20 protein-coding genes and 3 pseudogenes are annotated in these 24,824 nt (G+C 47.0%); 19 read left to right on the top strand and 4 right to left on the bottom strand.

The window, feature by feature from the left end:
• Positions 1-27: 27 nt before the first annotated feature.
• The 9 genes from BM058_RS08465 (at position 28) to BM058_RS08425 (ending at position 10,419) form a co-directional block, all read left to right on the top strand.
• Positions 28-1,161 carry an ROK family transcriptional regulator gene (locus BM058_RS08465; protein WP_090926605.1) on the top strand — a complete coding sequence of 378 codons (1,134 nt, stop codon included), beginning with the start codon at positions 28-30 and terminating at the stop codon, positions 1,159-1,161.
• Between the two features lie 98 nt (positions 1,162-1,259).
• Positions 1,260-2,525, top strand: coding sequence for an ABC transporter substrate-binding protein (locus tag BM058_RS08460; protein WP_090926604.1), 1,266 nt, complete (start codon positions 1,260-1,262; stop codon positions 2,523-2,525).
• A 98-nt stretch (positions 2,526-2,623) separates the two neighbouring features.
• On the top strand, positions 2,624-3,487 hold the full coding sequence (locus BM058_RS08455; RefSeq protein WP_090926603.1) for a carbohydrate ABC transporter permease: 864 nt from the start codon (positions 2,624-2,626) through the stop codon (positions 3,485-3,487).
• A 1-nt stretch (position 3,488) separates the two neighbouring features.
• A complete protein-coding gene (locus BM058_RS08450) occupies positions 3,489-4,313 on the top strand; it encodes a carbohydrate ABC transporter permease (RefSeq protein WP_090926602.1) in 825 nt (274 codons plus the stop codon).
• Between the two features lie 25 nt (positions 4,314-4,338).
• Positions 4,339-6,840 carry a hypothetical protein gene (locus BM058_RS08445; RefSeq protein ID WP_090926601.1) on the top strand — a complete coding sequence of 834 codons (2,502 nt, stop codon included), beginning with the start codon at positions 4,339-4,341 and terminating at the stop codon, positions 6,838-6,840.
• A 21-nt stretch (positions 6,841-6,861) separates the two neighbouring features.
• Positions 6,862-7,497, top strand: coding sequence for a YesL family protein (locus BM058_RS08440; RefSeq protein WP_090926600.1), 636 nt, complete (start codon positions 6,862-6,864; stop codon positions 7,495-7,497).
• Between the two features lie 29 nt (positions 7,498-7,526).
• Positions 7,527-8,276 carry a glucosamine-6-phosphate deaminase gene (locus BM058_RS08435; protein ID WP_090926599.1) on the top strand — a complete coding sequence of 250 codons (750 nt, stop codon included), beginning with the start codon at positions 7,527-7,529 and terminating at the stop codon, positions 8,274-8,276.
• Between the two features lie 244 nt (positions 8,277-8,520).
• Positions 8,521-8,979, top strand: a complete 459-nt coding sequence (locus BM058_RS08430; RefSeq protein WP_090926598.1) for an RDD family protein — start codon at positions 8,521-8,523, stop codon at positions 8,977-8,979.
• A gap of 771 nt (positions 8,980-9,750) precedes the next feature.
• Positions 9,751-10,419: a hypothetical protein gene (locus tag BM058_RS08425; RefSeq protein WP_143082999.1), complete on the top strand. Its 669-nt coding sequence runs from the start codon at positions 9,751-9,753 to the stop codon at positions 10,417-10,419.
• A 317-nt stretch (positions 10,420-10,736) separates the two neighbouring features.
• On the opposite strand, the gene nasC is transcribed toward BM058_RS08425, so the two are convergent.
• From nasC to BM058_RS18940, 3 genes and pseudogenes are all read right to left on the bottom strand, one after another.
• On the bottom strand, positions 10,737-12,878 hold the full coding sequence (gene nasC, locus BM058_RS08420; protein WP_090926596.1) for an assimilatory nitrate reductase catalytic subunit NasC: 2,142 nt from the start codon (positions 12,876-12,878) through the stop codon (positions 10,737-10,739).
• 22 nt (positions 12,879-12,900) lie between these two features.
• Positions 12,901-15,168 carry an FAD-dependent oxidoreductase gene (locus BM058_RS08415; protein WP_177195485.1) on the bottom strand — a complete coding sequence of 756 codons (2,268 nt, stop codon included), beginning with the start codon at positions 15,166-15,168 and terminating at the stop codon, positions 12,901-12,903.
• Positions 15,169-15,366: 198 nt separating this feature from the next.
• A pseudogene (locus tag BM058_RS18940) lies at positions 15,367-15,896 on the bottom strand (IS30 family transposase); the annotation flags it as partial.
• 1,024 nt (positions 15,897-16,920) lie between these two features.
• Between BM058_RS18940 and BM058_RS08405 the strand changes: the two are divergent.
• Both BM058_RS08405 and BM058_RS18850 read left to right on the top strand, forming a co-directional pair.
• The gene (locus BM058_RS08405; protein WP_090926593.1) at positions 16,921-17,466 is read left to right on the top strand and encodes a hypothetical protein; all 546 of its coding nucleotides are present in this window, start codon (positions 16,921-16,923) and stop codon (positions 17,464-17,466) included.
• 353 nt (positions 17,467-17,819) lie between these two features.
• Positions 17,820-18,158: pseudogene (locus BM058_RS18850) on the top strand (transposase); the annotation flags it as partial.
• Positions 18,159-18,546: 388 nt separating this feature from the next.
• On the opposite strand, the pseudogene BM058_RS18580 reads toward BM058_RS18850, so the two are convergent.
• Positions 18,547-19,267 (bottom strand): annotated as a pseudogene (locus BM058_RS18580) (transposase); the annotation flags it as partial.
• A 226-nt stretch (positions 19,268-19,493) separates the two neighbouring features.
• Between BM058_RS18580 and BM058_RS08380 the strand changes: the two are divergent.
• The 8 genes from BM058_RS08380 to BM058_RS08350 all read left to right on the top strand — a co-directional run bounded on the left by BM058_RS08380 (position 19,494) and on the right by BM058_RS08350 (position 24,793).
• The gene (locus BM058_RS08380; protein WP_090926588.1) at positions 19,494-20,375 is read left to right on the top strand and encodes a DUF4349 domain-containing protein; all 882 of its coding nucleotides are present in this window, start codon (positions 19,494-19,496) and stop codon (positions 20,373-20,375) included.
• Entirely contained in the window at positions 20,365-20,529 is a 165-nt protein-coding gene (locus BM058_RS18200) for a hypothetical protein (RefSeq protein WP_170841064.1), read from the top strand. Before BM058_RS08380 ends, BM058_RS18200 begins: the two co-directional genes overlap by 11 nt.
• Positions 20,530-20,707: 178 nt before the next feature.
• Positions 20,708-20,935 carry a type II toxin-antitoxin system RelB family antitoxin gene (gene relB, locus BM058_RS08375; RefSeq protein ID WP_090926587.1) on the top strand — a complete coding sequence of 76 codons (228 nt, stop codon included), beginning with the start codon at positions 20,708-20,710 and terminating at the stop codon, positions 20,933-20,935.
• The gene (locus tag BM058_RS08370) at positions 20,932-21,213 is read left to right on the top strand and encodes a type II toxin-antitoxin system RelE family toxin (protein WP_090926586.1); all 282 of its coding nucleotides are present in this window, start codon (positions 20,932-20,934) and stop codon (positions 21,211-21,213) included. The genes relB and BM058_RS08370 overlap by 4 nt, the downstream gene beginning before the upstream one ends.
• 369 nt (positions 21,214-21,582) lie before the next feature.
• The gene (locus BM058_RS08365; protein ID WP_090926585.1) at positions 21,583-22,479 is read left to right on the top strand and encodes a DUF4349 domain-containing protein; all 897 of its coding nucleotides are present in this window, start codon (positions 21,583-21,585) and stop codon (positions 22,477-22,479) included.
• Complete coding sequence (locus BM058_RS08360) at positions 22,469-22,984, top strand: hypothetical protein (RefSeq protein ID WP_090926584.1); 516 nt, start codon at positions 22,469-22,471, stop codon at positions 22,982-22,984. The genes BM058_RS08365 and BM058_RS08360 overlap by 11 nt, the downstream gene beginning before the upstream one ends.
• A 436-nt stretch (positions 22,985-23,420) precedes the next feature.
• Positions 23,421-24,161, top strand: coding sequence for a type I methionyl aminopeptidase (map, locus tag BM058_RS08355; RefSeq protein WP_090926583.1), 741 nt, complete (start codon positions 23,421-23,423; stop codon positions 24,159-24,161).
• A gap of 38 nt (positions 24,162-24,199) precedes the next feature.
• Complete coding sequence (locus tag BM058_RS08350) at positions 24,200-24,793, top strand: DJ-1/PfpI family protein (protein ID WP_090926582.1); 594 nt, start codon at positions 24,200-24,202, stop codon at positions 24,791-24,793.
• Positions 24,794-24,824 lie beyond the last annotated feature (31 nt).

Here is a 24,824-nt window from a genome sequence, read left to right as displayed (position 1 = left end):
TAATACTACATTTCCTAGGAGTACTCAATGAATAACAAATCGAACGCAATCGAGACCATAAAAAAAATGAATAGAAAAATGGTATTGGATCAAGTGAAAACCAGTGATGGCATCAGCAGGACGGAGATAGCTCAAGAACTGGGACTTAGCAAATCCACGGTATCAGCCATTGTTGAAGAACTGCTTGGACGTAAGTTGATCGAGGAATCGGGAAAAGGTTCGTCCACCAATAAAGGCGGCCGCCGTAGAAAGCTGCTGCAGTTTAATCCCAAATCTTCCCTCGCGGTAGGAGTGGATGTTGGAGGAACCAAGATCCAGATTGCTATGACAGATTTAGATGGAGAAATTCTTTATGAAAAGAAATTCTCATCTCAAAATGACGTGAAGGAGTTGATTCAGCTAATCCATTATTCTATTGAAGAGTCAGAATTGGACAGCAGTCATATTATCGCACTTGGAATCGGTGTTCCCGGATGGGTACAGGTTGATACTGGCATTGTGATAGAAGCGCCTGCATTAAAGTGGAACAAACGTAATTTAAAAGAAGAAATGGAGCCCCATTTTGACTATCCGGTGTTTATTAACAATGATGTAAACTGCGCTGCACTAGGTGAAAAATGGCTGGGATCAGGTGAAGAGTCAGATAACCTTTATTTTATTGCGATTGGAACAGGAGTTGGCAGTGCCATTATATCTGGTGGTGAACTCGTGTATGGTCACAATTATCAAAGTGGGGAAATTGGTTATCAGTTGTCTAAGGAAGATCTCCAACGAAAAGATTTAAACACGGAGGGTGAATTTGGAGAATTTGAAAAGAAAATTTCCGGGGAAGCTTTTCGAAACGGAGATCGTACTGCAAAAGATGTGTTTGCTGAATACTCCGGGCATACAAATGGATCCTCGCCCGTCGTCAAGAATTTCTTCACAGAGTTGAGTCTTGTCATTACCAATAGTGTCAATCTGCTGAACCCGGAATTAGTGGTGATTGGAGGAGGTGTCTCAGAGTCCATGCATTCAATGATAGAAGAATTGAATGAACGAGTTGCTTCTTTAACACCGATTAAAACCAACATTAAACTAGCCAGTCTGGGAGGAGCTGCTGGTGCATATGGAGCCATCTATCACGCATACACGGAACTGGAAGAAGCGGAAGAATTATAGGGTTGAAATGCTTTACGTATTTTAACCTATTTCTTAAAAAATTTGAAAGCGAATTCAATAATCAGCTTGTCATTATTCTAATTAGGAGGGTTTTGATTATGAAAAAACCAGCAGCAATGATTGCCATGGGAGTATTGAGTGGTCTGGTGGCAGCCGGTTGTTCCGGCGGAGAGGAAACGGGTCAGGATAGTTCCAGCGGTGATACTGTAACACTGGACGTCATTTGGTTTAGTGATGGTAATGAAGGAGAAGTATTTAAAGAAATTACAGAAGATTACAAAAGTGAAAATCCGAATGTCGAATTTAATATTATAGAGACGCCTTATGATGATATCTATAACCGTATTCGCACCAGAGTGTCAGGTGGAGACGCTCCGGATCTCGCTCGGATATCCAATCCTGGAGCAGTTTCTGATGCTCTGTTAAGACTTGATGGAGAATTTGGAAACAAAGAAGAATTTTACAATCAATTGAAGCCGTCTGCTCGTCCCTGGGCAGAAGTGAATGGTGAATTTGTAGCCGTACCGACAGATCTTACAGCACATGGCCTTTATTATAACAAGGAGTATTTTGAACAAGCCGGTGTCGAAGTTCCGGATTCTACCGAGGATATATGGAACTGGTCGGAATTTGCCGATGCGATTGAAAAAGTGAAGGAGAATAGTGACGCCCGCATGGGTCTCGCCTATGATATGTCACCTTCCAGGTATTCCACCCTCATTTATCAAAACGGCGGCAGAATCTTTTCGGAAGATGGACAGTCACTAAAAATTAATGAAAGTGAATCCGTAGAGGCACTGGAGTACTTTAACGAACTGCATGAACGTGAAATTATTCCTCAGTCCATATGGCTTGGAGGAGAGAATCCCAACTCGTTATTCCGTTCAGGACAGGCAGCAGCTCACTTATCCGGAAACTGGAATCTGCAGAATTACTCGGATAACGCGGACTTTGAATGGGGAGTGACGTATATGCCGCAAAAGGCACAGCGTTCTTCCGTTGCAGGTGGGAAACAAATGGTAACGTTTAAAGATTCTGAGCACAAAGAAGAAGCCGTGAAGTTCATGAAATATTTCATTTCCAAAGAACAGAATAAAAAATATGTATCAGAATCATTATTTATAAGTCCGAGATCAGATATTGAAAATATAGAATACGCAGCAGAAACGGAAGCCATGAACATTTTTAACAATGAACTGTCGGTCACTCCAGAAGCGACTGCAGAAGACTGGAGTAACTTTGAATATATGCCGGACGTTGAACAGAAGATCACAGAGAATGTGCAGCGGACATTGGATGGAGCTATGACTCCGCAGGAGGCAATGGACAGCATCGTAGAAAGTTCTGACGTCGGTTCAGAGTAAAAGCAACGTGGGGGAACCATTCATAAGGGCGTATAGATGAGGGTTTCCCCCATCTTTCTTCTAACAATTTATCGAGTTTTCAGGTGAGGAGAATAAATATGAAAAGCGAAAAACCTTGGATTCCTTATGCTTTTCTGCTGCCAAATGCTCTTATATTCGGCATATTCGTCGGGTTACCGGCCGTCTATGGAATCGTGTATTCTTTTACGGAATGGAACGGTATTTCCAGCGCAACCTTTATAGGTCTTGAGAACTTCAAGACTATTCTAACTGATAGTGAATTTTGGACAATGCTTTTTCGCACATTAATATATGTCATTGCCGTCGTTCCATTAACAGTTGTCTGTGCTTTAGGACTGGCATGGTTACTAACCAGAGGATTAAAAGGAAGTAATGTATTCAGGGCCATCTTTTTTCTACCTGTCATGATTTCTTTTATTGTCGCAGGGTTAATTTGGAACTGGATACTTCAGACGGATACGGGTCTCATTAACTATATTTTGTCCTTGGTGGATATTGAGCCGGTTGGATGGCTTTCCAATCCAGTGTTTGCCAACATTTCTGTCATCTTGGTGACGGTGTGGAACAGAGTCGGCTTCTTCATGCTTATTTTTATTGCCGGTCTTCTGAATATCTCTCCTACATTGTATGAAGCCGCCGAAATAGACGGAGCAGGTACGTGGAAGAAGTTCCGCAACATCACCATTCCCATGCTAAGGCCGATTACACTGCTTGTTATCATCTTATGTTTTATTGAGTTTTTCAAAACATTCGCCCTGGTTGTTTCATTAACAGGCGGTGGTCCTATCAACGCTACCAGATACTACGTGCAATACACTTATGACACGGCGTTTGGAATGGGTGAATTCGGTCTCGGGAGTGCCTTGTCGCTTATTTTGTTTGTCATTATGGGAATTGTCACCTTGATTCAATGGAAAGTCAGCAACGGAGGGAGGGTATAGCATGAAACATACGAAACAACAAAACTGGATCCTGTACATTCCTTTAATCCTCATTGCCATTTTCATGCTTTTCCCGGTGTTATGGGTTGTAAGTTCTTCACTGAAACCATCCGGGGAACTCTTCAGCTGGCCGCCTTCCATTATTCCTCAGAATTTCACGCTGAACAACTATATAAGTGCTTTTCAGGAATCTAATTTTACACGTTACTTATTTAACACTGTTTTTGTGACAGTCGCGGCTACTGTATTAACATTGGTAATTAACACCATGGCCGGTTATGCTCTGGCAAAATATAGGTTTCGGGGCAGTGCGGTTATCCTTGTCTTTTTTCTTTCAACTTTGATGATTCCTTTAGAGGCATTGATGATTCCGATGTTTATCGTCTTAAAGAATTTGGGGTTATATAACACGCTTTGGGGGATTATCATTCCTCCAGCTGCAACTCCAACCGGTGTATTTCTGGTCAGACAGTATTTGATGTCGGTGCCGGACGAAATGATTGAGGCGGCAAAAATCGATGGAGCAAGTGACTGGAAAATATTCATTCGGTTGATCCTTCCATTGGCGAAACCGATTCTTGCTACATTGACGATATTTTCTATCATGTGGCGTTGGCAGGATTACATCTGGCCGCTCATTGCCATTTCGGATTCCAACTTGTATACACTCGAACTTGCACTGGCCAATTTTGTTGGTCAGTATTCGGTGGACTGGGGACCACTGCTTGCTATGGCAGTATTGACGATGGTTCCACTAATCATCATATTCTTGATTTTTCAACGATTTTTCATACGGGGGATTATGATGACAGGCATGAAAGATTAACCCATGACAGAATGGATGATAAAAGATGAACAAATTACCTTTCACTCTCGATCCCGGAGATTCATTAAATCATTGGCTTATTCTCGGAACCTTTGAAAACCGTAAAACGTTTGAAGCAAGCACGATGGATGGAGAAGTGAATGCCTGGTTAAAAACAGGGGCGGCTTCGCATGAATTTCCCGGGCGTTCCGAGTTTATCAGCTCGAGAGAACCATACAGAACTATTCCTGAAGATATAAAAGCACCCGATTTGCAGCAAAAAGTACGTTATCAGGGACAACAGAAAACCTGGGAGCTTCATCTTCCATTTGAAGAAACAGCGGTGGAAACAAAGGGGTTCTGGTCAGAACCCGCGCATATTGAATCATGGGCTTATACGGAAATAGAGAGTTCTGAAAACCAGTGGGTGACATTTTCCATCTCTGTGTGCGGAGGAATGTCTCTTTGGGTGAATGAAGTGCTGCAGCATACCATGGCGCCTTTCACACGGAATAAAGCACAAACAGAAAATCTAACCATTCCATTAAACAAAGGAAATAATTCTATCTATGTGTATTACGATGATCTGGCGGAGAGAGATACGAAGTTTTTGTTCCGAATGGATTATATCTCCGGAAATACATCATTAAAAGGAATGCTTCCGATCGCCGGAGAGGATCCTGTAGAAATCGGTCGGATGAAAGAGTTATTGGAGAAGGGGTGTTTCAGTCAGGATACGTATCAAAATGAAAAAGTAATCTTCCATCTTGGAAAAAAAGCTGAACATCCGTTCCGTGTCACTGGAGTATTCAAGGTGGAGCGATGTAACGCCCAGACGCTGCATCGGGAACTGAAATCAGAAGATAACGTAATAACTTTTGGTGCCGCTGAAACCTTTCAGATGGGATATCACGCTGTTACCGTTATTCTAAGTAATGGAAACGTGCATCTTCGTAAAAACTTCGGTATACAGATTTATCCGGAACCTTTTCAACATTTTCATGCGGATACATTAAATGACCGGAAAAAATTGCTGCTTGATCTTGTTTCTGTGCACGGAGAACCCAATGTTCACAGAGTGCTGGCTATGTTTAAAGCAACCACAAAATCATCCGCCGATTGGGAAGAAATACTGCGTGAAGATGTCAGCTGGGTGGAAGATAGATTGGATTGCAGCGATTTCAGTATTGTCATGTACTTTCGATTACTGGATATGGATGATAGAGAGCATGTGTTAACTCCAGCCTTACGAAATCGTATCGAACAAGCTGTTATCGACTACCGCTATTGGATGGATGAACCCGGCAACGATGTGATGTGGTTCTTCAGCGAAAATCACGCCTTGATTTTTCACACGAGCGAACTGCTTGCCGGGCAGCGTTATCCGGATACATTTTTCCCAAACGCTTCCATGTACGGCAAAGAGCATTATGAAAAAGCAAGGCAGCTTCTGCTTTCATGGTTTGAGCGATTTTTCAAAGATGGACTGGCTGAATGGAATTCCAGTCCTTATATTCCTATCAATGTCATAGGATTGATCCAATTATACGATTTTTCCACAGACCATGAGATTAGTCAACGGGCTTTGAAAGCACTCGATTATATATTCTATTGGCTGGCCGCCAATAGCTATAATGGATACCTTACTTGCTCTCAGGGAAGAGTATATGAAAAAGAGTTGAAAGGTCATTATAATACACAGACGACAAATTTATCCTGGCTGGCCTGGGGAGCAGCGAATATCAACTACTCTTCCTTTGCATCTGTTGCACTGGCTCTGTCTACCTATATTCCTCCGTTTGAATACAGCCATCTACTTTCTGCTTCGAATAATACTTTCGTATATTATCATACCCAGGGGTTAGATGGAGAGGTTCCGTTGTATACATTTAAGTCGAGAGGTTATATGCTATCGTCCGCACTTTGCTACCGCCCATTTGAAAAAGGATATCAGGAGCATGTATGGCAGGCGAGTTTTGGTCCGGAAGAGAATATCTGGGTCAATCATCCAGGGGAACATGCCAAAAAAGGAGATGGACGCCCGGGATACTGGGCAGGAAATGGGAATCTCCCTCTCGTTCAACAACACCGTGGCATCCTGCTCAGCTATTTTAAAATAGAAGAACATCATGAAGTGGATTTCACGCATGCCTATGTTCCTTTGGAAGTCTTCGATGAATGTGTTTTCGACGAAAACTGGTTATTCCTAAGAAAAAATAATAGTTATACCGCTCTGTTTGCGCAAAATGGATATACGTTAACCACGGAAGGAATGGACCAGCACAGGGAAGTTGTTTCACCAGGGCGAAGTAATCTCTGGTTGATTAGAATGGGAGAAGAGAAAGAATTCTATGATTTTCAGACATTCAGGGAAAGAATACTTTCAACGAAAATAGATGTCGTATATGCCAAGGAACAGGTGAAACATATCACCGTGAATGATCCCGGGTATGGAAATATTCATTTAAATGAAACGGGAGAGTTATTTGTTGATGGCTCGAAGGTGAATAATCAGCTGCCAAGTATTGAAGGAGCGCTGTATCTATGACAAGAGAGGGGAGGAAAAACCATGGAACGTCATTTTAACTCAGCTATCTATACGCTTTCCAACGCATTCTATCAATTTTTGAAAATCCACGTGTTGTGGTTAGCAGGGACTTTGCTGGGTTTGTTTATTCTTGGTTTCTTTCCTTCTTGCTGTGCTTTATTTGATAGTGTCCGCCGATGCATTTTTCAAAAACAGGGGACAGATAAGTTATTTTTCAGGTACTGGAAGACGTATAAACAAGTGTTCATCAAAGCCAATGTTCTGGGTTATCTATCTACAGCCATTTTAGCTTTTTTCATTGTGGATCTACGCATTTCGCTTCATTGGAATGAATGGTACGGCACGATGTTCACAGCGTTTAATATCATGTTTTGTTTCTTCTTTTTATCTATGTTTCCTATTATTATTTGTACGATAACAGACTATAACCATTCCAACCGGCAAACCTTTTTGAGAGCGTTTTTCACAGCACTTTCCTATCCTTTCCATACCGCAGCTTTTGGGATGACTATTATTGTCTGTCTATTACTCATGTACCTCGTTCCTGCTTTGGCAATGCTTGGGGGAATGGGAGGAACATTATTGGCATTATGCTGGATAGGTACAATGCTGCTGCAGTCTGTGGATAAAGGAAACCGCCCCAAATCCAATCTATAAAACCTGAACAAAGTAAAAGGAGGCTTTCGATGAAAACGCACAAAACAAAAGTGAACATAGCTGATGGGTATGATGAATTATCCTGGATTGCCGCGGAAAGCGTTATTCAAACGGTGCAGCATAAGCCGGAAGCTGTGGTTTGTATAGCCGCTGGAGACACTCCGGCTGGTATGATAGACTATTTGGTTCAATCCCAGGAAAACGGCAGCGTGGATTTCACATCATGCCAATTTATAGGATTGGACGAGTGGGAAGGACTGGGAGAAAGTGATGCGGGAAGCTGTCAGCATTTCCTGCGTCATCATTTGTTCCAACCGCTTGGGATCAAACAGGATAATATTCATGTTTTTGATGCCAAAGCTGAAGATCTTGATATGGAGTGCCGTAAAATGAATGACCATTTGTCTTCGATAGGCGGCTTGGATGTTGCCGTACTGGGAATTGGAGTGAATGGTCATGTTGGGTTTAATGAGCCTGGTACATCCCTCGACGGGGAAGCCCATGTCATATCTTTAGATGAAAAAACACAGGAAGTAGGCCGAAAGTATTTTCATTCTTCTATGAATCCTCCGCAAAAAGGGGTAACTCTTGGTATGAAACAGCTCCTTGATGCTTCTAAAGTAATTGTCATTGCAAATGGAATAAAGAAACGATCCGCTGTGCGTGACATGCTGTACGGTGAAGTATCACCCGCTCATCCGGCCAGCATTCTTCGTTATCATTCTTCTTTAAGTGTGATAATAGATCGTGAAGCATATGATATGACAAATTCATCGTAAGAAGAAAAGCCATGGAAGAATAATTTCCATGGCTTTTCTTCATGGTTTTTGTGTAATATAACTTGAAGGAAAACCAGAATATTGAAACAATGAGAAGAGTTGCTTCGTAATGAAAAGGAGAAGGGAGGGGGCTGAGCATGATTTCACTGCTTCTCGGCGTTGGGGTGGTTCTGCTGTCCATTGTTATTATAACAGGGATGACAGCAGGAAAATAACAAGATGATGGAAGAAGGAGGAGACCGTGATGGAAGAACGGGCAGGATTCGGGCTCAGATTGGGTGCATCTATTTTAGATTTCTTCATTACAGGGACTGTGTTCAGTATGATGACATGGCTGATATATGGGGAAATTTACCGGGAGGAATGGAATATCACCGATTTTATCAGCTTGTCTTATCTTATTTTACTGCCGGTGTTCTGGCACGGTTATGTAATCGGCAAACGGATTGTCGGGATCCGCATCGTGAAGGAATCCGGGGAGGATGTCACGCTTGGTACCATGCTGATGCGGGTGCTCGTGGCAGGCCTTGTTTACGTAGGGACGCTTGGGATCGGAGTCATCGTGAGCGCGTTTATGATCGGTCTCCGCGAAGACCGCAAAGCGATCCACGACTTCATCGCCGGAACGTACGTAGTGAAGACATCGGCAAGAATCCGCAAAGAAGTCGAACAATCCCAGCCGCCGGCCGATACGATCCGGTAGAATCCATAGGCAGAAAAGTTTCTACCCGGCACAATGGCCGCCCGGAAGGTGAAAAGTGTATTTAAGCGCGACTCTAAGATGCACTTTAAGCAATCCGGCACTGGATTGTGTCCCTTAGACGCCGGCTAACAATCACAATCTCATCCACCGGGAGGAATTGTGACCCGCAGGCTGCTGTTCTGCTTGATTTCGGTGTGACATACGGCTGTTTTCTATGCAGCCTCCAGCGGTTACGGACACTTTGGATGTCAACATGGCTCTAACCCGGGTTTTACAGACATATTGCTAATCGAAATGTCCGGTAAAAATTTTTACCGGACATTTTCCATAGAAAAACCGGGAAAAGTGTCCGTAACCCCCATGTTAGAGACATTTCACCGCGCAAAATGTCTCTAACCGACACACTCTCCGCCCGGAAAGCAGCATGTATCCTCCAGCTCGACTCTAAAATGCCCTTCAGCCATTCCGGAACTGGATTGTGTCTTTTACCTTCCCTCTAACCGACGCTTTTTCGACTACGATACCACATGGTGTCACTTAACCCCCGGCTGACATCCATCATTCCGTACACCGAAAACGTAAGGCAAAGAAGTGGAAAAAGTGGCGCCGCAGTCGGGCGTTTATGTTTAGATAGGGAAATTTCTATGTCTTTACATAATTTTTACATCATGAGCCGTAGAATAAATCAATTCCTGCTTGTTATCATGGTTGATAGTTTATGTTCATCCTCCAGTAAGTTCGCTGGAGGACATGTTCAGAAAGGAAACCAATATGAAAACCTTCATAAAAAAATACTCCCCGCTGACGATTATTTTGCTTATTATATGTATTATTTCTATCGTGTTTAATGTGGTGCAGCAGGTACACATAAACCATCAGACGAACCGTATGAATCATTTTCAGGACAATAGCGAGGTCATGACAAATTATTTGCTGCGTAAACATGAGACACAACAAACCACCCAATCTATAGAAGAGCTGATAACACAAATACAAAATGAAAATGTACAGGAATCAACCGTCAACATGGTCCATGCGGATTATGTAGCATGGACCGAATGGGCGGGGCATTTTGTGCTCTCTTTGCAATACACAACATCTACGGAAACGACAGGATGGTTTTGGCTCCCGGAAAAACAGATAGCTCACCTAAATCAAGATCAGAAGAACGCTTATCATACGATAACTAACATGTGGGCTAATGGGAGAAATTTGATACAGCAATCTGTGGATAACATGGATGCTGAAAAGCTCGAGGTGCTCCAGAAGGCATTGAGTTCCTTTGATGAATCCTTTCATTATAAAAGAAACGAGATGATTAATCCCAATGAAATTGACAAAGGACGTCTCCTTCAAACCTTTGAAAAATCCCTATCAGAACTGGACTCTCTATTAATCGACGAATCGTCCAGCGGTTTAAAAGAAGAGGGTCTCCAATAAATATGCCCCTTAGACATCAGCTGATATGCTCCGGCGGTTACGGACACTTTGGATGCCAAAATGGCTCTAACCGGAGTTTTACAGACATTTTCATGCCTGATATGTCCAGTAAATCATTTTACTGGACACTTTCGATAGAAAAACCGGGAAAAGTGTCCGTAACCCCCATTTTAGAGACATTCCGCCGCTCAAAATGTCTCTAACCGACACACCCTCCGCCCGGAAAGCAGCATGTATCCTCCAGCTCGACTCTAAAATGCCCTTCAGCCATTCCGGAACTGGATTGTGACTCCCACCCCCCCCCGTCTGACCCCTGCCTAACCCCCGGCTGCCGGATGCAGAGAGACGGCGGTGCGTTTGAAGCCGGGCATGCGGCAGGCAGGGTCGAGGGTGCGGTCGATGAGGCGGTTGATGTTCTGGCGCCCTCCCCAGTGCATCGGGGCAAACAGTGTGTCGCGCCGTACATCACCGGATACGACGCAGCGCAGAACGGCGGTGCCGCGGCGGGAGGCGAGCGTGACGAGTTCGCCGGAGCGCACGCCGTGGTCGCGGGCGGTGTCCGGATGGACCTCAACGTACGATTCAAATTCCCGGGCGGCGAGCCGGGAGCTCCGCCGCGTCTGTTCGCCGGTTAAATAGTGACTCATCGTGCGTCCGGTCGTGAGATAGAGCGGATACGCCGCGTCGACGGTTTCTTTCGCTCCTTCCTCTGCCGTCGGTTCCGTGAGAAAGTGCGCGCGTCCGTCTTCCGTCGCGAAGGAGTTGGTGAAGAGTGTTTCCGCCTCGTCCGCGTCTTCGGATGGACAGGGCCAGAACACGCCGGATTGCCGCCGGATCCGGTCATACGAAATCCCGTAGTAATCGGCTTTGCCGCCGCGGGACGCAAGCCGGAGTTCGTTGAAAATATCCTCGGCCTTTTCGTAGGAAAAATAGTCTCCTTTTCCCATCACCTCTGCCACAGCCATCATGATCTGCCAGTCGTGGCGGCACTGCCCGGGCAGCTCCTTAGATGCTTCGCGCAGGGTAACGCGGCCTTCCAGATTCGTAAGCGTCCCTTCATCTTCGAGATACGAACTGGTTGGAAAAATGACATCCGCATACGCTGCCGATTCGGTCATAAACATCTCCGCAACCACCATAAACGATACCGACGAAAAGGCGCGGTGCACAAGGTTGGCATTCGGGTTGGAAACGACCGGATTGGAGCCGATTAACAGCAGCGCCTGAATCTCTCCTTCCTCCATCCGTTCCATCATCTCGTAGGCGGACACCCCTTTTCCCGGCAGGTCCGGTTCCTGAACACCCCACACCTCTGCGATCCAGCGGCGGTGCTCGGAATTTTCAATCGAGCGGTACCCGGGAAGCTGGTCGGCTTTCTGGCCGTGTTCACGGCCGCCCTGACCGTTCGCCTGGCCGGTCACCGCTCCGTAGCCGCACGCGTATTTTCCAATCTTGCCGGTCAGTAAAAGCAGATGCAGAAAGTGCCGCACGGTGTCGTGGCCGTCGACCTGCTGCTCGATGCCGCGTGCGGTCAGGATCATGCCGGTAGGGGCGGAGGCGAAACGGTAGGCCGCTTCTTCGATATCCTCGAGCCTGAGGCCTGTTTCCGCCGCATCCTTTACCGGATTCACCTCCGCAAGCCGTGCCAGAAGATCATCATAACCGGCTGTCTGCTCCCGGCAGAACGCGTCATCCTGCAGGCCGTGCTGCACGATATAGTGTTCCATCAAAAGCGCGAGCTGTTTGTCCTGACCGGGTTTCACTTTCAGATGAAGATCCGCCATCGCGGCGGTATCCGTTTCCCGTGGATCCATCACGATCAGAAACGAACCGTTCTGGCGCGCTTCCTCAAGATACGGGACAAACGTCGGCTGGCATTCGGCGATATTCGTGCCTGCAAGGATGATGCATTTGGCGTCAGGTATCTGATCGATATGGTTCGTGAAACCACGGTCGAGTCCGAATGTTTTCGTACTGGCAGAAGCGGCCGATGACATGCAGAAGCGGCCGTTGTAGTCGACGTATTTCGTCCCGAGGCCGACGCGGGCGAGTTTACCGAGCAGGTATGCTTCTTCATTCGTGAGCGAGCCGCCGCCGTACAGTGACACCGCGTCCTTGTCGCGAGCCTCCTGCACTTCGCGGAAGTTTTTCCCGATAAGATCAAGCGCTTCGTCCCAGCCGGCTTTCTGAAATTCTCCATCCACTTTGATGAGTGGTGTGGTGATGCGTTCGGGGTGCACCGCATGCTGATAGGCGTTTTTGCCTTTGACGCAGAGCCGTCCTTTTGTCGTTGGATTGTCCACCCCGATCGTCCGGTAACGCAGGCGGCTGCCCTGCTTCTCCTCCAGCACCTTCTTTTTGCACTGCATGCTGCAAAACGGGCACTGTGTATGGTACACCCTTTCTGTTCCCACGCTCTGCTGGCGCGAGCGGAACGTCGCGAGCATCTGATTGCTCATTATGTTTCCTCCTTCCGGCGTGTTACGGCTGCAGCGCGGTTTCTTCCGCTGCGGCGGCGTTGATATGGGCGTCCAGCATGTCGGCAAGAACCGTCATGTCCACGTCGAGCAGTGTTTCCCGGATGGATGCTGGAGACAGCCGGACGACCCAATCGGCAAACGTTTCGTTGAAAAAAGCCGTCTCCCGGTAATACTGCACGATTCCTTTCATCATGTCTTCCAGTTCGTCTGCATCCGCAGCAAAAATAATCATCCGTCCGCCGGCGCTTTCTGCGTGCATTTCCCACAGCCCATCTTTCCAGACGACAGCCAGTTCCTGCCGGGAAAGCTCCGCTGGAAAAGCTTCTGTACTGCGGATCGTAAACGGACCCGGCAGCGACAGCGGAAACAGGTGGCTTTCCAGTGTCATGAAAATCTCCTGCTGCTGTGTTGTTTCCAGCAGGAACGGATACAGGTTCGCGGACGGCTGCACGAAGCGCGGCGTGCCGGTGCGGCGGCAGACGGTGTCCACCTCTTCATCCGGTACACCGGAAAGGCGCAGCCGGGACCCCGGTTCGAAGGTCAGTTCAGCGCCGGGGAGGGTGTGCTTAAGTTCGAGCCACACCTGCATCCCCTCCGCGTTATCCGGTCCCCGGAGCGGCAGGGAGGTGACGGCATACGACCCGCCGCTCCCGCGTGTGATCCACGGCGCCTGCGTAAGCTCCGCCTGGCCGGTTACGGCAAAATAATACCGAAGTGCGGGCCGGCACGCATCACAGCCGTTTCCATGCCAGTCTCTTGAGGCAAAAACGTCGTCCCATCGCTGCCACGTTCCGGTGAAAATACGGCGCTGGACTTCTTCTTCCTCAAGGTCCGTACAGGAACAAAACACAGCCGGCGCCGCCTGATCCCGGCAGCGGTCGAATACCTGCAGAAGGCCTTTTACGTCTTTGGCGCATCCGCCGCAGGAGGTGGAGGCCCGGGTATCTTTTTGAATGGTGGAGGTATCGGCATCCTCTGTTGCTGCGATGTGACGCAGGATCGTCTGTTTGTTCACTTGATTGCACTTGCAGATCGTTGTCTCCGGCGCGCACTGGATGAGTGTCTCCTGTTTGCCTTCGCCGGAAAAAAGCTGTTTCTTCTCCGACGCCGAAAGCGGTTTTTGGTTCCGGAGCCGCGCCGCGATATCGTCGGAGACCGCGGTGTCACCGAAAAGGACCGCTCCCTGCACCATATCGCGCGTCATGACGACTTTTTGATACAGCGGCCGGGTGCTGTCCGCCTGCACGAGAACGTGGCTGCCCTCGGGTTCTGCCATCGAGCCGGCGGTAAACAGATCGATGCCGGCGATTTTCAGATGGCTGTACGACGTCGACCCGCGGTAGGGGGAGGGGGACTTTCCGGCCAGGTGGAGGGCGGCGGTGCGCGCCTGATCATACACCGGCGGCACGAGTCCGTACGTTTTGCCCCGGTGCTCCGCGCATTCACCGACCGCGTACACATCCGGTGCACTCGTCTGCATCACATCATCGACTGTAATCCCACGGCCGGCGTGGATGCCGCTTTCTTCCGCCAACCCCGTGTTCGGCCGGATTCCCGCCGCAAACAACACATCATCCGCAGCCAAAGTCCCGCCGTTTTCCAGAATGACGCCATCCGCGGCGCTGTCTCCGGTCACTTCCTGCACCGAGGTGTTGAAATGAAACCGGATGCCGTGTGTCTCCAGTTCCCGCTGGAGATACAAAGAAGCGGTCTCGTCGAGCTGCGGATTCAACAAGGTGGCACCGCGCTGCACGACGTCGACCGCCGTCCCCGCTTTTGCCATGCCGTACGCCGCTTCCAGTCCGAGGAAACCGCCCCCGACAACGACCGCCCGTCCGCCGCGGGAGGCGGTCGTTTTCAGCCGCCGCGCATCCGCAAGCGTCCGGAACGTATGAACGTTTTCCTTTTCATCCCCTGGAATGTTCAAACGAACCGGGGATGCCCCGGTGGCAAGCACTGCTTTATCATAACAACAGGAATCCCCGTTTTCTGTGAAAATAAGCTTCTGCTTTGGATCAATACGCGTGACGGGCGCTCCGGTGTGAAGGGTAATCCCGTTTTCGTTGTACCACGTGCGTGTATAAGGGTACAGCGCCGTCTCTTCGTGCTCCTGCTGGAGGTAGCTCGACAGCTTGATCCGATTGTACGGCAGAAACGGCTCCTCTCCGAACGCGTGAATCTCAAACGCACCCGGCGCCTCGGACACCACGGTCTCCATCAAACGCAGGCTGCTCATCCCGGTTCCAATCACAATCAAACGCTGTCTCATGCTCTTCCTCCTCTCTGTCTCCATTTTTACGAAAAATGCACCAGCCATCCATCTTTTCGATAGGAAATGTCACAACCTTTTTTATAAGGAAATCGAAAGCGCCGTGAATCATAGAAGTTCGGATGAAAAGTGGAACTTCTACGTCGCGCACATCTTGTGAGACTCCGAACAACTGCACATCGAAAACGCATTTCCCATCTATATATTATTTTTAAAACTTAAATTGCAATAATAAATGAAACAACCACATAATTCCATTATTGGTAATTGTAAAATGGGTGCCAACCCCTGTTCGAATCGGTCATTAGGAGACTGGTATCCCAGTATTTTGCTTGGGAGGGTGTTGCACCAATTCTGCCCATAGGAAATGACGGCATCGTCCAGGTCATCGATGGATTGTCCTTTGGGTATAAACCGCCGGATCAGTCCATTATGGTGTTCGTGACTCTCTCGATGGAGGTATAGGGGTGCGTATAATAGACGCTTATCTGGTCACAATCAACGGCCTCGGTCAGCTCACTGAATTCGGAACCGTTGTCGGATGTGATAGATGGAAAAATGGATGAAAAAGCGTCCCCAAACCTGGTTTTGAGCCGCTGGACAGCTTGGTTCACAGCTTCCGCTGTTTTGGCCGCGATTTTCATGATAAGTTTCCTGGCGTGTCTGCCGTTCGGTCAGGGTTAAGAGGGCAGCCCCTTTCCGGCGTGGTCTAGAACCGTATCGATTTCCCTGGGTTAGAATGGAGAAATACTGTGTCGCAATCTGTTTTTCACCAAACCACCGATACGGAGTCGTACGTTCGTGAGGGAAGAGAATGATTGCTAATCCCACATCCTAATTCTTTAATTCCAGCTAACAGACTTCGTTTACACTCTTTCAAGAATCTGGACCTGATCCCGTATCCAAGTGAGATTCGTAACGAAAAAGTGTTCAATCTTATCAACCAAAAAACTTTAATCTAGCAGTTACACATCTCAGTTTTCATCCTTTGAATACTTCTAAACGTGCATATGCATGGTAAGATGCATATACACGAAACTCCTAACCTTTCTTGTTTCTAGGCAATTCAAGGATAAAAGGAGCTTGCGTGTTTTTTTACGCTCAAAAATGTTTAAAAATTCAAACATTTATTGTAAAGCCACATGTGAATCCAAAAAGGCATCCATAGGGTTTATTGGAAGGTTATAGACCCCATGAATGCTAGATACCTTGCAACTGTATAGCTTAGTACAACATGTTAAGATCACTCTCAATGTGTCCTTGATGAGTATACACGTGAGAATATCCTCCCCTAGATCCTTTAGTTATGCCATAAAGAGTTTGACTACTATACACTCTTCCTCCACTGTCGCACCCACTGTAGACATGGTAGTACCTCTTAAACCATAGAATTGCGAACCAGAAATTTCATAACTTACATCAGTACTAGACAAAGTACCGCATTGAGCTGATTCACTTGCGAATCCTGTCTGACAAACCGGAATTCCTTCTGAATCCTGTATCGCGTCTTGATCTCCTGTTAATTGTCTGATTGCATTATTTATACTAATAGCGCCTGTCGGTTCACCAGATGTTAGAACGATGCCCATAGCCTCTACTGCACTAAAATATTTCCAGTAGTCTTCACTATTATAACTAACTATTTACACTAATAAATTTAAATGTTAATTTATTGGTAGATTCAATACATAAAAGGAGTTTTTTGGAACGAAAAAATTATTTAGTTTATTTTTCGTTGCTATCATTATAGCTGTGTCTGTATCGTCGCAATCGGCTATTGCAGAGACAAATCAATCAAAAGTAGCAAATTCAAGTAAAAAAGAAGCAGAACAAATTAATAAAGAAGCAGAACAAATTAAACCTTATATAAATTCTAAGGGCACTTTCGTAGAATTTAATAAAGAAGAAGCGATTAAAAACGGTGTAAATAAGAATCTTGCTGAAAAAACCGCGGATGATATAAAAAAAATTAATCAAGAGATAAGAGATAACCAAAACAAGATAATGAGATCAGTTACTCCTAATTGTCGTGGTGTAACTAAAGTCAATGATAATTGGTTTGACAATGTAATTTATTTAGACTCATGCAAAGCCCAAACTTTAGAAAATGCTTTGCAAGCAGGTGCTACTGCTTCAACTCTATCAGCGATTTTACCTCACATGACTATACCAGGATCAATCGCTGCGGGTTTTTTAAGCGTTGGCGAAATAGCTGTCTCTTCAGCAAATAATGGGAATACTGGAATTAGAATAAGGACTTCGAATTCAGGAGACTTATATTGGATACATTCTCAATAACAGGAGAATAAAATGTTATGAATAGTCTAATGGTAATAAGAAATATTTTGAGGGTGTTATTGCTTGTTACAGTCGTAATTAATGGTATCTATTCAGTTTTAGGGATGATTCACCCCTATCAATATGAAGTACCTTCTATAACTTTTTATCCTATGTTGCCAATACTTTTAGCTTTAATTTATATAAATAATCTTATAAAGAAGCTAAATGAAAATAGCCGTTAAATTAATTGATAGCCCAGTTTAATGACAACTCTTTCATCAACTGCATCCAACTTATTTCTTCCGAAGCTTTGATAAAGGAGGCCGGGCCTACGCTGTGCGTATGGCTTTTGGCGCGCTTATTATCAAGACCGGCTAGGGATCAGTGACCGGGAATTGGTGGAACAGGTCTGTGAGAATCCGTACCTTCAGTACTTTCTTGGGCTGTCTGCTTACCAGGAGGAGCCTCCGTTTCATGCCTCCTCGACGACCCATTTTCAGAAGCGTATCTCTCCCGACATGATTCAGCAGGTTAATGAGTGGATCACAGTGTCGCAACAGGAAGACCGGACATCCGATGACGATGATCTTCCGGATTCCGGGTCGGATGCAGGATTATCAGATCCTGCATCCCCAACAAGACGCATGATACAAAGCCTCCCCATAAAGGGTATCTATTGCTGGATGCTACATGTAATTCGGCGGATATAGCTTTTCCAACCGATGTAAATCTTCTCAATCAGGAAAGAAAAAACTGGAGGCCATCATTGATACATTGCATGAACCACAGCATGGTTTGGCAGCCAAACCGAGAACCTATCGCAGCAATACCCGGAAGGAATACTTGAAGATCACCAAACAAAAACAGCTGCAGTGTGTGCGTCGGGATTTCCGACATATCGCCGAAGGGGCATCGCGATCCGGACTGTTTCTTCTTTCAAGACCTCAGTACCGGGATCTGTTGGTCATACAGGAGGTATACCGGCAGCAGAAACAAATGATGGCTAACCGAACAACACAAATAGACCACCGGATTGTCAGCTTGACACAGCCGGTTCTAAGTCAATTTTTGGGGTGGAGGCTGTCGGCCTCTGCCCCTTTATCCTAGTTGAACATCCTGATCTTTCATCTGATGGTGTAATAAAATTTTACTCCGCAGCTGATCATATCGTTGAAACCCAAAGGCATGGGATAAATTCAGATACCGTTCTAAATACCAGTACTGCTTCTCACTCAGGCTTTCGAGGGATTTGTGAAAAACATGTTTCATACGTTTGCACTTCTTGCGGTCGTATTCATGAAAGTCTTTCTCAACGTTCCGGAGAACCAGATCCAGGGCCCAGTAAATATACTGGCAGAAATGAAAACGGTCCGCGATGATGATCGGAGATCCTAATGCCTGCTGGACAGCGGATTTAAAGGAAGGGCTCCTATTCCACCACCACGATCTCCACCTTCGCCCCTTTTTCCCGTAAATACGGTTTGATGGTGACAGCTGTACGATCGATAAGGACTTGATACTTCCCATGGTCTGTATCACCTTTATACTCAGCAATGATCCCGGGTAGTTCTTTCACTTCCTGGATCATAGGTGCCGCCAGACGGTCAAACCGCCGCATAGCTGTTGAAGGAGACGTAAAAACGGACCTGCGGTATCTTTAAATTTCTTACCTTGAATGGTCCGAAGACCTAACGCTTGATTCCATTCCCCGTGTGACATTGATAACTCTCCACCACACGGTTTTTTCCGGAAACTTCTTACCACAGGAACAGACATAACGACGCTTTCGGTAAAATAGACACGATGTCCGTTCAAACAAAAACCGGGCACATTCATGGTAAAATGCTTAGACACGCAACTCCTATCCTTTCTTGTTTCTGGACAATTCAAGTATAAAGGATAAGGGAGTTTGCGTGTTTTTTTAGCACGAAATGGTTTTAAAACCCCAACATTTATTGTAGAACCCCTTTCTAAAAGAAACAAAATCACGTTTCTCCCGTCGAAAGGGGTAGAACGAAAAAAGGACGAAAAGAGGGGGAGAAGACATGGTAAAAAAGACAGGTCTGGTCCTGCTTGGCGTTGTCCTGCTTTTGATGTCCGCCTGCAGCAATGAAGAATCTTCTGACAGTCAGGCGCAGCGCTCGTCGGAAGGTTCGGCGGGAGGAACGGCGGACACGGAGCAGTCTACGGCCGATCAGGCATCGGATCAAGCGTCCAATAGTGCACAGGAAGACGCCGCGTCGGAGCGGATGGTGATTCACAGCGGAAGTATGACGCTTGAAGTGGAAGAATACGACGCGGCCCGGTCGGATATTGAGACGCGGGTGAACGAGATGGGAGGCTATATCGTCGAATCCAGCGTGCAGCGTTCCGGAGACGGAGCACGGGAAGGATCGCTGTCGGTACGGATTCCACAGGAACAGTTCTCTACGTTTATGACAGATATGGAAGGGGTCGGAACCACGGTGCTGGATCGTTCCACCAAGGGGGAAGATGTTACCGAAGAATACGTCGATCTCGAATCACGTCTGCGTTCCAAAGAAACCCAGGAAGAGCGGTTGACAGCATTTATGGAAGAAGCCGCGAACACCGACGCGCTCCTGCAGATATCGGAAGACCTGTCCGCCGTGCAGGAGGAAATCGAGAAGCTGAAAGGGCGGATGAATTACCTGGAAAACCACAGCGCCAACGCCACCGTCGACATTACCCTGCAGGAACGCGGGTCCTCATCGCTGCAGAGCGGGGAAGACCTGAACACGTGGGAAAGATCCACGCAGCTCTTCACGCGGACCCTCAATGGTATCGTCTCCGCCGCATCCGGCATCGCGGTTTTTTTCGTCGGCCTGTCGCCGGTGCTCGTGCCGATGCTGCTTCTTGCCGCAGGCACCGCATTCTATTATAGAAAAAAGAGAAAACATGAAGAGTAAAACGTATATCATGTCCCTATGCATGGGGCTTCTTATTGCCGGGTACGGTAAGGAAACAGAAAAACCCAGAGAGGGCATCGAGTACGAATCTTTTCACAAAGGTACAGAGACCGTTCTGGTGTCCGCCGAAGAATCAAAGCAACAACAGCAGTGACTGTCTAACACCCTGAACTGACCGTCTTTTTAAAAGGCTGTCGTTTCTTTTTTTGACGTTTTGGGTACCATACAACAATACGCCCAGTAAATACTCAAAACGTACCCATAATAAAGGCGATAGCACCTTTTATTTTTTAGATTTTTGTATTACAATGTAATACAAAGGAGGGGAGATTATGTCTACTATTTCCTTGCGCATGAATGAAGAAGAAGAAAAATTAATTAAAGAATATGCCAAAATAAATAACCTTAGCATATCCGAGTTACTCCGTTCTTCTGTTTTAGAAAAAATTGAAAATGACATTGACTTGAAACTCTATCATCAAGCAATGAAAGACCATCACAATGATCCAAACGATATTTCCTTTGATGAGATGATGAAGGAACTGGACTTACCCCAATGACAGCATACCAGGTAAGATTTGAAAAAAGAGCGCAAAAAGCGTTAAAAAAAATGGATAAGTATCAGGCTGGCATCATTATGGCCTGGATTAAGAAGAATTTAGAAGGCACCGCCGAGCCTAGAGTACACGGCAAAGGATTAACAGCGAACAGATCCGGGGAATGGCGATATCGCGTAGGCGAATATAGAATCATTGCCCATATCGATGATGAGGCGATCACTATTCTAATTTTAGAAGTTGGCCATCGGCGTGATATATATGAACGCGGAAAACCATAACCCGGACTGCTTTGGAATGTCCCATTTGAAACAAATATATGTCTAACATCATGGAACCGACCATCTTTTCTAAGGATGTCGGTTCCATTCTAAAATGCTCTTTTCCATTCAAGAACTGGATACTGCTACGGCTGTTGATTATCCAAATATAGGAATCGTTTCGTCGGACTCCACCTTTCCTTCCCGCTTTCCGCGGGCGTTGGGCAGACGGCTTCGTCCAACGAAAAAGAAAGGGGATACATGCTTTGATCACAGATGCCCCCTCCTCATAGAATCCTTTCCCATTCCTTTATATGGTAAATCAACAGGCGTGGTTTCTCCCGTCCAAAGGGGTAGAACGAAAAATGGACGAAAAGAGGGGGAGAAGACATGGTAAAAAAGATAGGTCTGGTCCTGCTTGGCGTTGTTCTGCTTTTGGCGTCTGCCTGCAGCAATGAAGAATCTTCTGACAGTCAGGCGCAGCGCTCGTCGGAAGGTTCGGCGGGAGGAACGGCGGACACGGAGCAGTCCACGGCCGATCAGGCGTCGGATCAAGCGTCCAATAGTGCACAGGAAGACACGACGCAGGAAGACGCCGCGTCGGAGCGGATGGTGATTCACAGCGGAAGTTTGACGCTTGAAGTGGAAGAATACGACGCGGCCCGGTCGGATATTGAGACGCGGGTGAACGAGATGGGAGGCTATATCGTCGAATCCAGCGTGCAGCGTTCCGGAGATGAAGCACGGGAAGGATCGCTGTCGGTACGGATTCCGCAGGAACAGTTCTCTACGTTTATGACGGATATGGAAGGAGTCGGAACCACGGTGCTGGATCGTTCCACCCAAGGGGAAGACGTTACCGAAGAATACGTTGATCTCGAATCACGTCTGCGTTCCAAAGAAACCCAGGAAGAGCGGTTGACAGCATTTATGGAAGAAGCCGGGAACACCGACGCGCTCCTGCAGATCTCGGAAGACCTGTCCGCGGTGCAGGAGGAAATCGAGAAGCTGAAAGGGCGGATGAATTACCTGGAAAACCATAGCGCTAACGCCACCGTCGACATTACCCTGCAGGAACGCGGGTCCTCATCGCTGCAGAGCGGGGAAGACCTGAACACGTGGGAAAGATCCACGCAGCTCTTCACGCGGACCCTCAATGGTATCGTCTCCGCCGCATCCGGCATCGCGGTTTTTTTCGTCGGCCTGTCGCCGGTGCTCGTGCCGATGCTGCTTCTTGCCGCAGGCACCGCATTCTATTATAGAAAAAAGAGAAAACATGAAGAGTAAAACGTATATCATGTCCCTATGCATGGGGCTTCTTATTGCCGGATGCAGCAATGAAACAGAAAACATTCAAGAAAGGAAAACAAGCAGCGTGGAAGCTTCCGATTTTTCACTGGAAGTAAGTGCTCCCGCCACCGTGGAAGCAGGAGAATCGATGCAGGTGCAAGCTGTGTTAACGTATCGCGGCAACGAGGATATCGACCTTTATCACGGTGAACCTATTGTAAGGATGTCTTATTCCGGGGAAGAGGGAGCGAATGAATATAACGATATAGGAATACAATCCACCCTGCAGCCCGGCGGTAAGATGAAAGCGGAAAAAACCTTTGACGTCCAAAAATCGGGAACGCAGCACGTATCGGCCTCCACGACTTCTCTCAAGGTAAATGGTGAATATATAGAAGGAAAAGGGAATGAAGAGGCTGTCACAGATGATATGGGAGAGATACCTAAAAACGCCGCCCAAAGCGAATTGCGGGTGGATCCTATCGAAATAGAAGTTAAATAAATAGGGAGACAATGTTACTCCGCATGTAAACCTGCTTGTTTGACATGTAAATCGCTCTGCTTGGCATGTAACAGGCCGCGTTCAGCCTGTAACGTATGACTCGGATCGTATTGCTGTTCATTTGGCATGTAAATGGAGGAATTCGGCTCGTAACTGTCGATGTTTGGCTGGTAAATACCTTTGGCCGGTGCTCAACCATTCCCGCAGGCAAAAAAAGAACGACGGCACAGACTTGTGGATATCAAGAGGAGACAGCGGCGGGGAGAACGTATAGAAAGAAGCGGCATAGCATGCTTGTGAGGCAGTGGTGCGTTATACTGTATAAAGAGATCTCCCTGGTACGATCATCAACCACATTTCAAAAATGTTTTTGAAAAAAATAAGGGAGATGAAAGAGAGTACGACTTTGAAGATACAGGAAAAGCGGGGTTAACAAATGATTGCGAAGACAGAAGAAGATGTTAACGGTTTGAAAGAAATCGGCCGCATCTGCGGAAAAATCCGGGATGAATTGGTTTCGCGGACCAAGCCCGGAGTGACGACGAAAGAACTGGATGATACAGCCGGAATGATGTTTGAGAAAGAAGGAGCGTTGTCGGCGCCGAAAGACGAATACGATTTCCCCGGGTACGGGTGCATCAGCGTGAACGAAGAAGTGGCGCACGGCATCCCGGGGAAACGCGTGATTCAGGAAGGTGATCTCGTGAATGTCGACATTTCAGGCTCAAAAGACGGGTATTTCGCGGACACCGGCGTTTCGTTTGTCGTCGGGGACGGAGAAGAGATGCTGCAGAGATTATGTGACACGGCCCGGGAAGCTTTTGACGCCGGACTGGAGAAGGCCAAACCAGGGTCAAAAAAAAGCGGGCTCGGAAGAATGGTGAACAAAACAGCACGGCAGCAGGGCTTCAGCGTTATTAAAAATCTGACGGGACACGGGATTGGACGCTCGATTCACGAAGAACCGGAGCATATTTTTAATTTCTTTTCGCGCTGGGATGACGAACTGCTGACAGACGGCATGGTTCTTGCGTTTGAGCCCTTTATCTCCACCGATGAAGAAGAAGTATATCAATCAGACGACGGGTGGACGCTGTTAACGGAGGGAAGCTTTGTGGCGCAGTACGAACATACGATCATTCTGACAAAAGAAGGTCCCATTATTACGACGTTGTAGAAAAAATGTGTGATGAAGGCAGCCGAAGGAGGACGGGGATGCAGGTACGCACGGTAGGAATTTTCCTGTTTAACGAAGTGGAAGTTCTGGATGTTGCGGGGCCGTATGAGGTTTTTTCGCTGGGGGCTCTGCCTGATTCCGATCGCCCATTATTTGACGTGAAAACTGTTTCGGAAGACGGCGGCACAGTTTCCGCCAGAAACGGATTGAAGGTGACGCCGGATTACAGTTTTGACCATCACCCCGCCTTCGATATTGTCATTATACCCGGAGGATACGGGGCGGAAGCCGTTGAAATCGATAACCCAAACGTTATCCAATGGATCCAACGGCAGCAATTCAAGACAGAAATCATGATATCGGTCTGCACAGGAGCGTTTCTTCTTGCCAAAGCGGGAATTCTGGATGGGAAAAGGGCTGCCACACACTGGATGGACGCAGCCAGGTTGGAAAAAGAGTTTCCTGCCGTATCGGTCGTGCGTGACGTGAAGTACGTGGATGAAGGATCTGTTATTACGTCCGGCGGTATTTCAGCAGGAATAAATATGTCTTTTCATGTCCTTTCCCGACTGCACGACAAATCAGTTGCGAAACAAACAGCGAAGAGAATGGAATACGATATAAAGGTATAACCGCAGGCCCCTCGTGCCCTTTCCCGACAGC

The sequence above is a fragment of the Salibacterium qingdaonense genome (genome assembly GCF_900114715.1).
In the GTDB taxonomy this organism is placed as follows: Bacteria; Bacillota; Bacilli; order Bacillales; family Marinococcaceae; genus Salibacterium; species Salibacterium qingdaonense.
Note: the sequence above shows the minus strand (reverse complement) of the source record. Positions and strands in the feature narration are given on the sequence as shown.

Excerpts from the sequence above, each read along its gene's own strand:
- relB (WP_090926587.1), top strand. The coding sequence starts at position 20,708 with ATGTCTACTATTTCCTTGCGCATGAATGAAGAAGAAGAAAAATTAATT.
- BM058_RS08450 (WP_090926602.1), top strand. The coding sequence starts at position 3,489 with ATGAAACATACGAAACAACAAAACTGGATCCTGTACATTCCTTTAATC.
- BM058_RS08430 (WP_090926598.1), top strand. The coding sequence starts at position 8,521 with ATGGAAGAACGGGCAGGATTCGGGCTCAGATTGGGTGCATCTATTTTA.
- BM058_RS08440 (WP_090926600.1), top strand. The coding sequence starts at position 6,862 with ATGGAACGTCATTTTAACTCAGCTATCTATACGCTTTCCAACGCATTC.
- BM058_RS08435 (WP_090926599.1), top strand. The coding sequence starts at position 7,527 with ATGAAAACGCACAAAACAAAAGTGAACATAGCTGATGGGTATGATGAA.
- BM058_RS08465 (WP_090926605.1), top strand. The coding sequence starts at position 28 with ATGAATAACAAATCGAACGCAATCGAGACCATAAAAAAAATGAATAGA.
- map (WP_090926583.1), top strand. The coding sequence starts at position 23,421 with ATGATTGCGAAGACAGAAGAAGATGTTAACGGTTTGAAAGAAATCGGC.
- BM058_RS08425 (WP_143082999.1), top strand. The coding sequence starts at position 9,751 with ATGAAAACCTTCATAAAAAAATACTCCCCGCTGACGATTATTTTGCTT.
- BM058_RS08360 (WP_090926584.1), top strand. The coding sequence starts at position 22,469 with ATGAAGAGTAAAACGTATATCATGTCCCTATGCATGGGGCTTCTTATT.
- BM058_RS08415 (WP_177195485.1), bottom strand. The coding sequence starts at position 15,168 with ATGAGACAGCGTTTGATTGTGATTGGAACCGGGATGAGCAGCCTGCGT.
- BM058_RS18200 (WP_170841064.1), top strand. The coding sequence starts at position 20,365 with ATGAAGAGTAAAACGTATATCATGTCCCTATGCATGGGGCTTCTTATT.
- BM058_RS08380 (WP_090926588.1), top strand. The coding sequence starts at position 19,494 with ATGGTAAAAAAGACAGGTCTGGTCCTGCTTGGCGTTGTCCTGCTTTTG.
- BM058_RS08460 (WP_090926604.1), top strand. The coding sequence starts at position 1,260 with ATGAAAAAACCAGCAGCAATGATTGCCATGGGAGTATTGAGTGGTCTG.
- BM058_RS08370 (WP_090926586.1), top strand. The coding sequence starts at position 20,932 with ATGACAGCATACCAGGTAAGATTTGAAAAAAGAGCGCAAAAAGCGTTA.
- BM058_RS08365 (WP_090926585.1), top strand. The coding sequence starts at position 21,583 with ATGGTAAAAAAGATAGGTCTGGTCCTGCTTGGCGTTGTTCTGCTTTTG.
- BM058_RS08445 (WP_090926601.1), top strand. The coding sequence starts at position 4,339 with ATGAACAAATTACCTTTCACTCTCGATCCCGGAGATTCATTAAATCAT.
- nasC (WP_090926596.1), bottom strand. The coding sequence starts at position 12,878 with ATGAGCAATCAGATGCTCGCGACGTTCCGCTCGCGCCAGCAGAGCGTG.
- BM058_RS08350 (WP_090926582.1), top strand. The coding sequence starts at position 24,200 with ATGCAGGTACGCACGGTAGGAATTTTCCTGTTTAACGAAGTGGAAGTT.
- BM058_RS08455 (WP_090926603.1), top strand. The coding sequence starts at position 2,624 with ATGAAAAGCGAAAAACCTTGGATTCCTTATGCTTTTCTGCTGCCAAAT.